Origin of the sequence: Crocosphaera chwakensis CCY0110, assembly GCF_000169335.1 — a bacterium.
GTDB lineage: Bacteria > Cyanobacteriota > Cyanobacteriia > Cyanobacteriales > Microcystaceae > Crocosphaera > Crocosphaera chwakensis.
Genome location: NZ_AAXW01000026.1, coordinates 1 through 14,600, shown reverse-complemented (window position 1 = coordinate 14,600; position 14,600 = coordinate 1). Strand labels below are relative to the sequence as shown.

Here is a 14,600-nt window from a genome sequence, read left to right as displayed (position 1 = left end):
AGCTGAGTTAGTAGAGGCTAATATGTCTAAGACTGATTTGAAACCAAATACAGTGGAATGCAACCAGATTAATTGGCGTAAAGTCGAAAAAGCTGTGTTTAAGCTTCAGAAGCGAATCTATCAAGCCAGTGTCAGTGGCGATGTTAAGAAGGTTAGAAAACTCCAAAAAACACTCCTAAACTCCTATTTCGCCAAGTTACTAGCGGTCAGAAAAGTAACCCAAGAAAATAAGGGTAAAAAAACAGCCGGAATCGATGGGGTCAAATCATTGACACCAAAGCAAAGGTTAGAACTAACCCAAAACCTAAAGTTAGGGAAAAAAGCCAAACCTGTTCGCAGGGTATGGATACCCAAAGCCAACGGTAAACAAAGACCCTTGGGAATACCAGTCATGCACGATAGAGTTAAACAAGCCTTAGTCAAATCAGCATTAGAACCCGAATGGGAAGCAAGGTTTGAAGAAAATTCTTATGGATTCAGACCAGGAAGATGCTGTCAAGACGCAATTGAGGCAATCTTTACTCAAATCAGACAAAAATCAAAATTTGTACTGGATGCAGACATAAGTAAATGTTTTGACCGCATTAACCACTCAAAACTCCTTGAAAAAATCAACACTTTCCCGACATTAAGGAAACAAATAAGAGCATGGCTAAAAGCAGGGATTCTCGACCAAGGAAACACAATATTTCCAGAAGAAGGTACTCCTCAAGGTGGCATCTGCTCACCGTTACTAGCCAACATAGCTCTACACGGAATGGAAGAAAGGATTAACGAATACGCTGTTACACTAAAAGGGAGACGTTTGGATAACATTAAAGCCATCTCCTTAATTAGATACGCAGACGATTTCTTAATAATCCACGAAAACCTGAACGTAATTAACTCCTGTCAGGAAATAATCCAAGATTGGTTAAAACCGATAGGTCTGGAATTAAATCAAGAAAAAACCAAAATAATAAACACCCTAGAAGAACACAAAGGGAATAAACCAGGGTTTAATTTCTTAGGATTCAACATCAGACAATTCAAAGTAGGAAAAAACCAATCAGGCAAAAATAGCAATGGAATAAAGTTAGGATTCAAAACAATCATCAAACCGAGTAAAGAAAAGATAAATGAATACTACAAAAAACTAGCTCAAATAGTAGATAAACATAAAGCATCATCCCAAAATGTGTTGATAACAAAACTATCACCAATTATTAGAGGATGGGCAAACTACTATAGGACAGTATGTAGTAAAGAAACCTTTTCAAGATTAGACCATTTAATGTGGTTAAAACTCTATAGATGGGCGTTGCGAAGACATACTAACAAATCCAAACATTGGGTGGTAAGAAAATACTGGCACACCAAAGGAACAGACAACTGGAGTTTCGGATGTACATTCAAAAATAAAGAATATACCCTTCAAAAACATAGCCAAACAGAAATAGTTAGACATACCAAAGTAAAAGGTAAATCTAGCCCATACGATGGAAATACTAACTATTGGGCATCTAGAATGGGTAAACATCCTGAAATGAAAACATCAGTTGCCATACTGCTCAAAAAGCAGAAAGGTAAGTGTAATCATTGCGGATTAACCTTCATGCCTGGAGATAAAATCGAAACCGACCATATAACACCTACAAAAGCAGGTGGTAATAACCAAAGAGATAATCTCCAAGCATTACACATACACTGCCATGACATTAAAACCAGGAAGGATTTAATAGACATCAAGTCCTACAAAAGTCAAAAAGTATGGAGTAAAACCCTAAAAGAAATCAACTTTCATTTTGAAATTATCAAATGGGAGTGGAAAGACGACTTACCCACATTGGTCAATGGTACTCGTAACAGGAGCCTATTTACAGAGGAGCCGGATGAAGGGAAACTTTCACGTCCGGTTCTGAAGACGAGTCGGGCTGGTGACAGCCTGGCTTAGTTTAACCCTCGGACACAATCATTGATGAGCAGATCAAAATCGGTTTTAACACAACTATTGCGAATTTTTCCTCAATGGAGGCCTCAAATGTATTTTAAGGCTTCCTTAACGGCCCTGTCTCATGCTATGGAAGATCAGGTCTTAGCAGGATCAGAACAACCATTAGTAATCGCGAGTTTTCAACGAGAACGATTTTACCGTCAAGAAGCTCAACGATATCGACGTATTGCTCAAAAAAGTAATCAAGTCTATGTGTTGGCTGCCCCAGAAACCGACTTTAAACACCGTTCCCAAGACTATGAAACCGTCGCTTTTGATGCTGACGACCCCTTAACTAAAGAATGGCATTTAATCGTTTTAGGGAAAAATTACGCCAGTTGTTTAATTTGTCAAGAAAAAAATAATTTTACCAGTCAAGAAATGACGGCGGATATGGATAATAACCGTCGTTTTGAAGGGATTTGGACTTTTGATCGCCAAGTTACTCAACAGGCGGCCAATATTCTTTTAAAGACAATTGTTAATTATCGCCCAGAATTAGAAGAAAAAGCCCAACAAGCCCGCGATCAATATATACCATCTTATATTTTAAGAGACGAACCCCCTCAAACAAAAGATATAGATAATACGACGTGGGATGTGACCAAAAACAAGCCCGATCCCTTTGTACAGCGATTAGTCACCTATTTACAAGCAGGGCAATATAAACTGATTAAAGCGAATCGGACTCTATCGACAAAAGAACATAAAGAAAGATTAATTAACTCTGTTACCACAGCTATTCGTTTATCCCTAGACCCAGATGAAATTCTACAAATTGCAGTACAAAAATTAGGAGAAGGGTTAGGGGTTTGTCGTTGTTTAGTTTATCGTTGCAAAGAAACCGACACAACTGCCACCATTGAACACGAATTTCTTAATCAAGGCATTCCCTCAATTAAAGGACAAACCTGGCCTCTACAACATAACCCTTTATTTCAAGAAGTGGTTGAGTTAAGAGATCCTTTAACCATTGATGATGCAATTAACGATCCTCGCTTGGCTAATGGAAAAACAGGAACAACCTCATCACAACAATCCTTAAAAACATTAGTCAGTAGTTGTTCGATTTTATCCTGGATGCTAGTACCAATTTTTTACAGTGGTCGACTGTTAGGAATGCTGGAGTTACATCATTGTGGCCCTAAACCCATTACCTGGAAAGAAGAAGATGTTGCTTTAGTTAATGCGATCGCCACACAAATTGGGGTAGCACTCATCCAAGCAGAAGCTTATGCTAATCTTCAGGATCTTAATGAACAATTAGAAGCCCTCGATCGCACTCGTTCTAATTTAGTTGCCATCACAGGCCATGAATTACGCACCCCGTTATCCACCATTCAAGTGTGTTTAGAAAGTTTGGCTACAGAACCAGATATGTCTCCTGAATTGCGTCAAGTCATGCTAAATACGGCATTACAAGATGCTGAACGAATGCGAAAACTGGTACAAGATTTCTTGACCTTATCTCAGTTAGAAAGTGGACGGGTAGAGTGGAATATTGAAGCGTTAGATTTACACGAATGTGTTGAATTATCCTTAAGCAACGTTAGGGCCCGTCATAAGGAAACAAAACTCCCTACCATTGAAAATTTGGTTATGGAAGAATTACCCCTAATTAAAGCAGACGGAGAATGGTTAGTCGAAGTCTTAGCCAAATTATTAGACAACGCTTGCAAATTTACCAGCGAAGAGGGCAAAATTACCATTGAGGTTAGTTGCAGTAGTCCCCATCATTTAGAGGTCACTGTAGCCGATACGGGGCGAGGTATCGAACCAAAACGCTTAGAAACCGTCTTTGATCGTTTTTACCAAGAAGAAGGGGCATTACGGCGCAGTACAGGGGGAACTGGTTTAGGGTTAGCTATCTGCCGTCAAATTGTTCAGGGTTGGGGTGGAAAAATTTGGGCTGAGTCCCAAGGGAAAGATCACGGTAGCAAATTTCACTTTACCGTGCCTATTTATATCGATCAAATGCCCAATCAATCCTCTTCTAAAACTATTACCCGTTCCCGTCAATCACGGCAAAAGGCAAGAGGGAAAAGCGTTCAAGGCAAAAGGCAACAGGCAAGAGGCAAGCGTGAATAGATTGGAAAAATCTTCTTAATTTATGACAAAAATATGTTACGATTATAAATCGGACAATAAAATGCGGACGTGGCGGAATTGGTAGACGCGCTAGATTTAGGTTCTAGTGTCTTAGGCGTGAGAGTTCGAGTCTCTCCGTCCGCACTTTTAAACTTAATAAAGATAAATTGCACCAGTTCTTTGTAAATTAATAGAACGATGTCCTAAAAAACTAGGCTTATCTTTAGTAACCGATACATTAACAATATTATTGTTTTCATCCACTTCTACTTTGTATCGTAGATTAAAATCCGTTGTATCATTAACCAACGGATAAATAACAATATTAGCTGAACTGCCAAAACCTTTTAAATTCCCTGTTTCTTTAGGTTGTAAAGCTTGGGGGTTCATGGCTTCTATATCAGTTAAATCAAATTCAATAGGAATATCGGTTTCATTGATAATATTAACTTCTACAATTCGTTTCGTATCAAACCTTGCTATCGGTTGCCAATAACCGGGTTGATAAGTTTCGGCAGGGGGATCTTGTGCTTCAGTTACAGTAACATTAAAAACCCCTAACGTTAATAACAAAATAAGTGATAATGATTTCATAGAATTATGGATTCAAAGTCATGATTTATTGTCTATTTTATCAACTAATTTTAATCAGTAAGTTTTCTATAGCCAGTTGTATTGACTGTCTATAAAAGTAGGGATCAACGGTTGTTGATCCCCAGGAAACTATTGACAAAGTATTAACTTAAGACGCTGTTGAAGCCGTAGGACGACGACGACGATAAACTTTGCGGTTTGAAGTTTGTTCTGATTTAGAAGGTTGTTCTGGGGCTTGTAACAAGAAGATAACTAGAGGATAACTCCGTAATTCTCGTTTAACTAACCTTTGTAGGGTATTTTCAAGTTCTTCTTGTAAGTAATCCCAATCCACCTCTGTTTTACCATTGCTAGAGGCAAACTCGTCCCAACGATTTTCTAGTACATTCTCGATCGCCCGAATAATCAATTGTTTGATTAAAGAATATTCGACTTTACTGACCACACCCCGTAAGTCTACTTCAGGGGGAGTCAATAACTTGCCTTCCCAATTAATGGCCGCGGCCACTGTCACCACTCCATCTTGGGCGAGTTGTTGACGATCTTCCATGACGTGTTCATGAACGACTCCTGCTTGATCGACTAATTCGATGCCGGAAGGAACTTTTCCTGCAACACCGATACTGTCGTCAGAAACTTCAACAATATCACCGTTGTTAATAATAACGATATTTTCTGCAGGAACTCCCATCTTATAAGCGGTTTCAGCGTGTTTAACCAGCATTCTGTGTTCTCCATGAACAGGAACAAAGAACTTAGGACGGGTTAATGCTAACATCAATTTATGATCTTCTTGACAACCATGACCCGACACATGAATACCATGATGACGGCCATAGATGACTTTTGCCCCTTGCATCATTAGGCGATCAATTGTATTAACCACAGCAATTGTGTTTCCTGGAATGGGATTGGCAGAAAAGACAATGGTATCTCCTGGACGCACTTTAATATGACGGTGAGAACCCCTCGAAATACGGGTTAAGGCTGCTAAGGTTTCTCCTTGTGACCCTGTGGTTAAAATTAGAACTTGCTCATCGGGTAAGTTATTGGCTGCTTTGAGGGAAACAAAGAGATCATCAGGACATTTAAGATAACCTAATTCCCTGGCATGAGCAATGACATTTAACATCGAACGCCCCACCACAGCTACTTTGCGCTTATGTTTTTGCGCTAGTTGTAAGATAATATTGACTCGATGCACCGAAGAGGCAAAGGTGGTTATCATTAACCTGGCTTCGGCTTGGCTAATAATGCGATCTAAGTTGGGATAAACTGAACTTTCTGAGGGGGTACTTCCAGGAACTTCTGCATTAGTGGAATCACTCAATAAGCAAAGAACGCCTTTTTCTCCGTGTTCAGCGAGTTTTTGAAAGTCGAAAAATTCTCCATCCACGGGAGTATGATCAACTTTGAAATCTCCTGTATGAATAACCACCCCTAAAGGTGTATGAATGGCTAAGGTAAAGCTATCAGCGATAGAATGGGTGTTACGGATAAATTCTACCAAAAATGAGGGACTAATCCTCACCATTTCTCTAGGACTGACGGTTTGTAGTTTGGTGCGATTACTAACTCCGGCCTCGTCTAATTTATCTCTGAGTAAGGATATGGCTAACTTAGGACCATAAATTTTAGGAATATCAAATTGCTTTAAATGGTAGGGAATTCCCCCGATATGGTCTTCATGACCATGAGTGGCAATCATTCCTTTAATCTTATGGCGATTTTCCCGTAAATAGGTCATATCGGGTAAAACAATATTTACCCCGTGCATTTCTTCTGTGGGGAAGGCAATACCTGCATCAATGAGAATAATTTCGTCATTGTACTCTAAGACACAGGTATTTTTTCCGATTTCATGAAGTCCCCCTAAGGGAATAATTTTTAGATTGGTTTGCTTTTTAGTTTGACTCATTTTCCTCCTTATTATTTAAGTTATGAGTTAATCATTTCGTTTTGTAAACTTTAATAAGACGCTATCGACAGTTAAAATTACTGCACTAAGGTATAAATTTATTTATTGATTACTTTTAAATTAAAGATAAGTTTTCTAAGACGACTTTAACCTCTTCTTTTAAGGTTTCGGATAATTCTACGAGGGGAAGTCTTACGCTTCCTACTTGCCATCCTTGTAAGTTTAATGCTGCTTTGATAGGGATTGGATTAGTGGTACAAAATAAGACTTTAAATAAGGGAAAAAGTTTCACATTAATTTCACTTGCTTTAATACCTTGATTATTATTAAATGCTGTGATCATTTGTTGCATTTGTGTGCCAACTAAATGACTGGCTACGCTAATAACACCTATTCCTCCCACGGTTAACAAAGGCAAAGTTAAAAAGTCATCTCCTGCATAAACTAAAAATGAAGGATCAGTCATCCTCCTAATTTTACAGGCTTGTTCTAAATTCCCACTGGCTTCTTTTATAGCAATAATGTTATTAATTTCTGCTAGTTTGGCAATGGTTTCTGGGGACATATTTTGTCCGGTGCGCCCAGGTATATTATACAATATTATCGGAAAGTTGCCTACACTTTCAGCAATTTTTTTAAAATGTTCATATAGTCCTTCTTGAGGTGGTTTATTGTAATAAGGAACCACTTGTAATGAACCATCTAACCCCATTTTAACAACTTTTTGGGTCATTTCGATGGCGTGTTGAGTAGAATTTGCCCCTGTTCCTGCTAATACCTTAGTCTTCGCTCCTACCGCTTTTTTAACCACTTGAAATAACTGGGATTTTTCTGACCAACTCAGGGTAGGAGATTCTCCTGTGGTACCACAAAGTAATAAGCTGTCGCTACCATTATTAACTAAATGAATGGCTAATTTTTCGGCCATTTCATAGTTAATATTTCCCTCTTGATCAAATGGCGTTACCATTGCGGTAATCACCTTACCAAAACTTTTCTCACTCATTAACTTGCTTATCCGTTACAGTTTTTTAGCACCTAATTATAGCTAAAAATTATCCTTATACTTTTAGGGATGATTTAGCTGTATTTAACCAACTTTTCTCCATTAATAATTCAGCAATTTGTACGGCGTTCAAGGCTGCCCCTTTGCGAATTTGATCTCCACAAACCCATAATTCTAAACCATTGGTATGGGAAATATCTTGACGAATTCTACCCACTAAAACATCATCTTTGCCGGAAGCATCCATAGGCATAGGAAAATAGTTCTTCTGCCAATCTTCGAGTAATTCAACCCCTGGAGATTTAGCGATAATTTCCCTGGCCTCAGCCACAGAAAAAGGATTTTTAAATTCCAGATTAATGGCTTCTGAATGGGCCCGTAGCACTGGCACTCTAACACAAGTTGCGGTAATTTTTAAATGGGGTGTATTAAATATTTTACGGGTTTCATTAACCATTTTCATCTCTTCTTCACAATATCCCTCATCTGTTAAGGGGGAGTTATGGGGAAAGAGATTAAAAGCAAGGGGATAAGGTAAAACTTCTGGTTTTGGCTCTTCTCCCTTGAGAATAGCTTGAGATTGAATTTTCACCTCTTCCATTGCCCTAGCACCTGCACCACTAGCCGACTGATATGTTGCAACCACAATGCGTTCAATCGGTTGAACCTGGTGTAAAGGGTAAATGGCAACTGCCATAAGAATGGTAGTACAGTTAGGATTAGCGATAATGCCTTGATGGTGGGCGGCCGCCTCCGGGTTAATTTCTGGAACAATAAGAGGAACGTCTGAGTTCATGCGGAAGGCACTGGAGTTGTCTACCATTACCGCTCCTGAGTCCACAATGGTTTGCGCCCAAGCTTTAGAGGTAGAACCACCAGCAGAAGCCAAAACCAGGTCAACGTCATCGAAAGCCTTTGCCTCTACTGCCTCAACTTTAATGGTTTCTCCTTTAAATTTAAGCGTGGTTCCTGCTGACCGAGGAGAAGCTAAGAGCTTGAGGTTATTGAGGGGAAAGTTTCTGCTTTCTAAAAGTTCTAGCAACTCAGTGCCGACGGCTCCTGTTGCTCCTAGGATAGCGACATTGACTGACTTTGACAATCGACTGTTCCTCCAGAATCTGTAGAGTCTTCTATTTTACCATTATACAGAGATACTAATATTCTGAATTTTAACTGAATCCAAAATACTCTATCCTATCTTTTTGTTGACTAATCTTTTGTTCTCTAAAACAAACATAAACTAGACGCGGGTGAGCAATTCAAGGTTATGGCCATCTTTGTCATAGAAGTAGAAACCACGTCCTCCTTTACGATGATTAATTTTTCCTAGATTGTTGTGCATGGGATCACTACTGTATTCCAGTCCAGCTTCTTTTATCCGTGCAAAAATCATATCAAATTCCTCATCACTGACATGAAAAGCATAATGGTGGGACTCGAATACATCCCGTTCCGCAAAGTCAAAAGTTAAACTATCGTTAATATGAACAACCGTAAAATGACCCCTAGAAGGTTCTACTTCAAGTCCGAAAAGATAGGCAAAAAATTCAGCTGAAGCCTGTTTATTTTTGGTTGGTACAATGGTGTGATTGAGATTAATGGTCATCTCACACCTCCTAAACAATATTTATCTATTTTTCATTTTACCAACATACGCCTTAATACCAACCTATTTTGCAATTAAAGTTTTAGGTTTATGTCAGTTATTTTTTGATTCAAATGACCCGCGATCGCCTACTATATGGATTGTTATCCTTAGAAGTGAAAAACCTATGCGAATTGCCTTATTCACAGAAACTTTTTTACCTAAAATTGATGGTATTGTTACCCGTTTACGGCATACGGTTGATCATTTACAACGCAACGGTGATCAAGTTTTAGTTTTTTCCCCTGATGGTGGCTTAAAAGAACATAAAGGGGCAAAAATTTATGGGGTCAAAGGAATTCCTCTCCCTTTATATCCTGAATTAAAATTAGCTATTCCTACTCCTAAAGTGGGTAAAGCATTAGAAAAATTTAAACCTGATTTAATTCATGTCGTTAATCCTGCCGTTTTAGGAGTTGGGGGAATTTATTATGCAAAAACCATGAATATTCCTTTAGTGGCTTCTTATCACACCCATTTACCCCAATATTTACAACATTATGGTTTAGGTTCCTTAGAGGGGGTTCTCTGGGAACTGTTAAAATTAGCCCATAACCAAGCTCGTTTAAACCTCTGTACGTCAACAGCTATGGTAGAAGCGTTAGAAAGTCATGACATTGAACGAGTGGACTTATGGCAGAGAGGGGTGGATACAGAAATGTTTCAACCTCATTTAACTTCCGGGCAAATGCGATCGCGTTTATCAGGGGGGAACCCAGAAAAGCCTTTACTTCTCTACGTTGGCAGAGTTTCGCCTGAAAAGCAAATCGATCAGATTAAACCTATCCTAGAGGCTATTCCGGAGGCACATTTGGCTATTGTTGGTGATGGTCCCCATCGAGAGGCGTTAGAGACTCATTTTGCAGGGACTCAGACCCATTTTATCGGCTACCTCCAGGGGTTAGAATTGGCTTCTGCTTTTGCTTCTGCTGATGCGTTTGTTTTCCCTTCTCGAACGGAAACCCTAGGCTTAGTATTATTAGAAGCGATGGCCGCTGGTTGTCCCGTAGTTGCAGCGAATTCTGGAGGAATTCCTGATATTGTTACGGATGGGGTTAATGGCTATCTTTTCGATCCTCAAGATGCAGATGGGGCAATTCTGGCCACAAAACGCCTACTTGCTGCAACAGAGGAACGGGAACAGTTACGCAGAAATGCCCGACAAGAAGCAGAAAAGTGGGGATGGGCCGCAGCTACTCATCAGTTAAAACGTTATTATGAGGCTGTTTTGGCAGACAAGACTCTACCGTTAGCAGCTTAAATAATTAAAATACGGAGCAATAACTGATTGCTCCTTCATAACCTATAACTAAATATGCAAAGAACTAGGTTAAATCTTTTTTTATTTATCATGAAAGCTTGTTTCAAACTAACAAAAATCATAATAATTGTCATACTATTGACTTTAACTTTTTCAAACGTTGCTATGGCGCAAAATCTTTCTGGTGATCCTTTACCATCTTGGAACGAAGGAACAAACAAACAAACCATTATAAATTTTGTTGAAAGTATTATTGATCCTGAAAATCCTAATTATGTTGCCCCATTCTTAAGAATTGCTACCTTTGATAACGATGGGACTTTATGGGCAGAAAAACCGATGTATTTTCAAGCTGCTTTTGCCCTTTCTCGCATTCGCGAATTAGCCCCTCAATTTCCTGAATGGAAAGAAAAGCAACCTTTTAAAGCTGTACTAGAAAATGATCAAAAATACTTAGCGAACATAACAGTTAATGAATTATTAGAAATAGCAATGATGACTCATGCAGGGACGAGTCAAAAAGAATTTGAACAAGAAGCCAAAGAATTTCTAAATACGGCTAAACATCCTCGTTTTAATCAATTATATAAACAAGTTATTTATCAACCTATGCTTGAATTACTAATTTATTTACAAAATAATCAGTTTAAAACCTATATTTGTTCAGGGGGTGGACTGGATTTTATACGCCTATTTTCTGAAGAAGCTTATAATATCGAGCCTGAAAATGTCATCGGTTCTAATATTCTCAAAAAATATCAAATTGTTTCTAATTATTCTCAATTTATTCGTCAACCGCAACTAATTGAACCTATTAATGACAAGGCTGGTAAACCCGTTAATATTGAGCGTTTTATTGGCAAAAAACCAATTCTTGCTGTAGGAAATTCTGATGGTGATATTGAGATGATGCAATATACTGTCATTGATCATCAACCCTCTTTAGCATTATTATTACATCACGACGATGAAATTAGAGAATATCGTTATACGAAAGGAACAGAAAAGGCTTTAGAATTAGCGAAACAATATCGGTGGTCAGTTATTAGTATGAAACAAGATTTTAAACAAGTTTTCTCCTTTACTCCTTAATCAAAATAAATTGCTTTTAAAATATGATAAGTAGTTCTTTTTTTGCAATTTTTGTCAAAACCACTTTGTTTACATTAATGTTAGCTATTGGCGTAAATTTCTCCAAAGAAAAATTGATATTTCTCTGGCGTGATCCCAATAAATTATTACGCTCTTTATTAGCAGTTATTGTCCTAGTACCTCTTATCGTCATATTATTATTATCGGTGTTAAAATTACCACCAGAATCAGCCACAGTATTAGCTCTTTTGGCAGCATCTCCAGGCGCACCTTTAACGACAAAACGCTCCGAAATGGCTGGTGTTAATACTCCTTATTCAACCAGTCTTCAATTAACCTTAGCTATTCTTGCCGTTATTATTACACCCTTAACCTTGACTATTTTTGATAGTATTTTCGATTTACCGATTCAAGTTAGGGCAATAGAAGTAGCAAAACAAGTTATTCAAGTGCAGTTTTTACCTATTGGGATTGGTGTGTTATTTAAAAAAATTCAACCTCAATTAACAGAAAAAATTGCTAAACCTCTTAGTATTTTAGCTAATATATTATTTATTGTTATGGTCTTATGTATATTGCCTGTGGCAGTTTCCTTTATTTTTAAAATGGATATTTTGTCAGTTATTGCTATTGTAGTTACGGCTATTGCTGCCTTAGTAATTGGATATTTTTTAGGAGGACACAATTTACATGAACGGTCTGCTTTAGCTATTTCTAGTATTGCTAGAAACATTGGTTTAGTGCTTTTTATTTTGTTATTGAATGGAGTAGCGAAACCCTTTATCCCTGCTTTGATTTCTTATACTATTTTAGGGGCGATGATCGCTTTTCCTTATTCTGTTTGGAGTAAAGGTAAACTGGCTAAATTACCATCAAATTCTCTAAATTGATTTTTTTTTAGACAACTTTGAAACTATTTTTATTGTAAGAAGATAGGGTAAAATATAGCAGTTCTTAAAAAACGGTCATGTCTTTGGAGAATTTGAAGAATTCATAGGATTTCTCATAAGCCAAGTTTGATTAAATTTAGTAGTAGTGTCCTAAATCACACCATTGTTTATTAAATAACTATAAACTATATAATGCTTCTAAATAGTCTGTAACTATTTTAAAAATTAAAAAATGTACATTTGTTTTGACGATTTATTTAAAATAGTTATAGTAGATTAAGAATAAGTTAAGTGTTTATGTATATCTAATGAGCAAGCTCTCCATACCACAATCAACCCGAGAAAGGATACCTCAAATACCTTTGCGGTTATTTTTGCTGATCCCTTTCATTTTACAAATTGTTGGTGCGGTGGGAGTCACAGGATATCTTTCCTTACGTAATGGTCAAAAAGCAGTGAATGATCTGGCTCATCAATTACAATCTCAAGTGAGCGATCGCATTACGGAACGTTTAGAAGACTATCTTGAAACTCCCCCTTTAATTAATCAGATTAATGTAGAGGGGACTGAGTTAGGAGTTGTTGACATCAACAACTGGCAGGGATTAGAACGCTATTTTTGGCAACAGATGAATACGTTTCCCTCAATTTATAGCATTTATGTTGGCTTATTGAAAGGTGAAAATATCGGTGTTAATCGTGAAAATGATGGAACTTTAATCTCAAAAATGACTCAAGATAACGATTTTCCTAAAAGGGATCTTTATCTACTAGATGACCAAGGAAATCGTCAAAAATTAATTAAAGTTCAACCAAGCTATGACTCTACAACAAGACCTTGGTTTATCGAGGCTAAAGCCAAAAAAAAAGCAATTTGGAGTGATATTTATCAGTTTGCGTTTGATAAAGAAGTATTAGGCATTACTGCTGCTCAGCCATTTTACGACAAACAGGGGACATTTCAGGGAGCTTATGCCGTCGATTTAAGCTTAAATTTTATCAGTGAGTTTCTTAACCAACTGATGGTTAGTCCTTCTAGTCGTATTTTTATTATAGAACGTTCTGGATTATTGGTCGCTAGTTCTAGTTCCGAAAAACCTTTTGTACTTGATTCCAAGACTAAAGAACCTCAACGTCTTAATATTAAGAATGTCAAAGATCCTACGATGCAAACCATCGCACAAGAGCTATTAAAAAAGTTTTATCGCTTTGAAAATATCCGAGCAATTAACCAATTAGAAATATTGAATAACGGACAACGTATATTTGTTAATATTTGCCCTTATCAAGATACTAAAGGAATTGATTGGTTAATTGTGGTTGCTGTGCCAGAAGCGGATTTTATGGCACAAATTAATCATAATACGAAAATGACCGTAGAACTGTGTATAACTGCTTTAGGAATTGCAATTATTATTGGGGTGTTAACCTCTGAATGGATTACTAAACCAATTCTTAAAATTAGTAAAGCATCAGAGGCAATTGCTTCAGGAAAACTAATCCAAAAAGTAGACGCAAAAGGAATTAAAGAATTGCATAAACTAGCTCATTCTTTTAACTACATGGCTCAGCAATTATCTGCGTCTTTTGCTGCTTTAGAACAAAGTAATGATAAGCTAGAAAATCGTGTTCAAAAAAGAACTCTTGAATTACAAAAGGCAAAAGAAGTAGCAGATTCAGCGAATCAAGCCAAGAGTGAATTTCTGGCAAATATCAGTCATGAATTACGCACCCCCCTCAATGGAATTTTAGGCTATACTCAAATTTTTGAAAGAAATGAAAATTGTACAGACCAGCAGAAACATGATATTCAGATTATTCATCAATGTGGGACTCATCTCTTAACCTTAATTAATGATATTTTAGATATTTCTAAAATTGAAGTTAATAAACTGGAAATTTATCCCCATGATTTTCATTTTCTAATTTTTTTAGAGACAATTACTGAAATTTGTCAGATTCGGGCGCAACAAAAAGGTATTTTCTTTGATTTTCAAATTCTTGGAAACTTACCCAACTTTGTGCAAGCTGATGAAAAACGGTTAAGACAAGTTTTACTTAATCTGTTAGGAAATGCCATTAAATTCACACAACAAGGAAAAGTTATCTTTAAGGTTGAAAAATTATCAACAAA

Annotated in this window: 11 protein-coding genes and 1 tRNA gene; 7 read left to right on the top strand and 5 right to left on the bottom strand. The window is 37.3% G+C overall.

Features of this window, described 5'->3' with window-relative positions; translation table 11 throughout:
* Positions 1-22 precede the first annotated feature (22 nt).
* From ltrA to CY0110_RS16010, 3 genes are all read left to right on the top strand, one after another.
* Positions 23-1,933, top strand: a complete 1,911-nt coding sequence (ltrA, locus tag CY0110_RS16020) for a group II intron reverse transcriptase/maturase (protein ID WP_008276530.1) — start codon at positions 23-25, stop codon at positions 1,931-1,933.
* A 24-nt stretch (positions 1,934-1,957) separates the two neighbouring features.
* Positions 1,958-4,060: a DICT sensory domain-containing protein gene (locus CY0110_RS16015; RefSeq protein ID WP_035799657.1), complete on the top strand. Its 2,103-nt coding sequence runs from the start codon at positions 1,958-1,960 to the stop codon at positions 4,058-4,060.
* A gap of 63 nt (positions 4,061-4,123) precedes the next feature.
* A tRNA-Leu gene (locus tag CY0110_RS16010) sits at positions 4,124-4,204 on the top strand.
* Positions 4,205-4,213: 9 nt separating this feature from the next.
* On the opposite strand, the gene CY0110_RS16005 is transcribed toward CY0110_RS16010, so the two are convergent.
* From CY0110_RS16005 to CY0110_RS15985, 5 genes are all read right to left on the bottom strand, one after another.
* On the bottom strand, positions 4,214-4,654 hold the full coding sequence (locus tag CY0110_RS16005) for a hypothetical protein (RefSeq protein WP_008276528.1): 441 nt from the start codon (positions 4,652-4,654) through the stop codon (positions 4,214-4,216).
* 148 nt (positions 4,655-4,802) lie between these two features.
* Positions 4,803-6,572 (bottom strand): ribonuclease J, encoded by a 1,770-nt coding sequence (locus tag CY0110_RS16000; RefSeq protein WP_008276527.1) that lies wholly within the window; start codon positions 6,570-6,572, stop codon positions 4,803-4,805.
* Between the two features lie 115 nt (positions 6,573-6,687).
* Positions 6,688-7,578, bottom strand: coding sequence for a 4-hydroxy-tetrahydrodipicolinate synthase (gene dapA / locus CY0110_RS15995; RefSeq protein ID WP_008276526.1), 891 nt, complete (start codon positions 7,576-7,578; stop codon positions 6,688-6,690).
* Positions 7,579-7,633: 55 nt separating this feature from the next.
* A complete protein-coding gene (locus CY0110_RS15990) occupies positions 7,634-8,677 on the bottom strand; it encodes an aspartate-semialdehyde dehydrogenase (protein WP_008276525.1) in 1,044 nt (347 codons plus the stop codon).
* Between the two features lie 141 nt (positions 8,678-8,818).
* Positions 8,819-9,184 (bottom strand): VOC family protein, encoded by a 366-nt coding sequence (locus tag CY0110_RS15985; protein ID WP_008276524.1) that lies wholly within the window; start codon positions 9,182-9,184, stop codon positions 8,819-8,821.
* Positions 9,185-9,350: 166 nt separating this feature from the next.
* Between CY0110_RS15985 and CY0110_RS15980 the strand changes: the two genes are divergently transcribed.
* The 4 genes from CY0110_RS15980 to CY0110_RS15965 form a co-directional block, all read left to right on the top strand.
* Positions 9,351-10,484, top strand: a complete 1,134-nt coding sequence (locus CY0110_RS15980; protein WP_008276523.1) for a glycosyltransferase — start codon at positions 9,351-9,353, stop codon at positions 10,482-10,484.
* 138 nt (positions 10,485-10,622) lie between these two features.
* Positions 10,623-11,576, top strand: a complete 954-nt coding sequence (locus CY0110_RS15975) for an HAD family hydrolase (protein ID WP_232285740.1) — start codon at positions 10,623-10,625, stop codon at positions 11,574-11,576.
* Positions 11,577-11,599: 23 nt separating this feature from the next.
* Positions 11,600-12,466, top strand: coding sequence for a bile acid:sodium symporter family protein (locus CY0110_RS15970; RefSeq protein ID WP_008276521.1), 867 nt, complete (start codon positions 11,600-11,602; stop codon positions 12,464-12,466).
* Between the two features lie 308 nt (positions 12,467-12,774).
* On the top strand, positions 12,775-14,600 hold a 1,826-nt coding region (locus tag CY0110_RS15965; protein ID WP_157464588.1), incomplete at its 3' end, for a hybrid sensor histidine kinase/response regulator.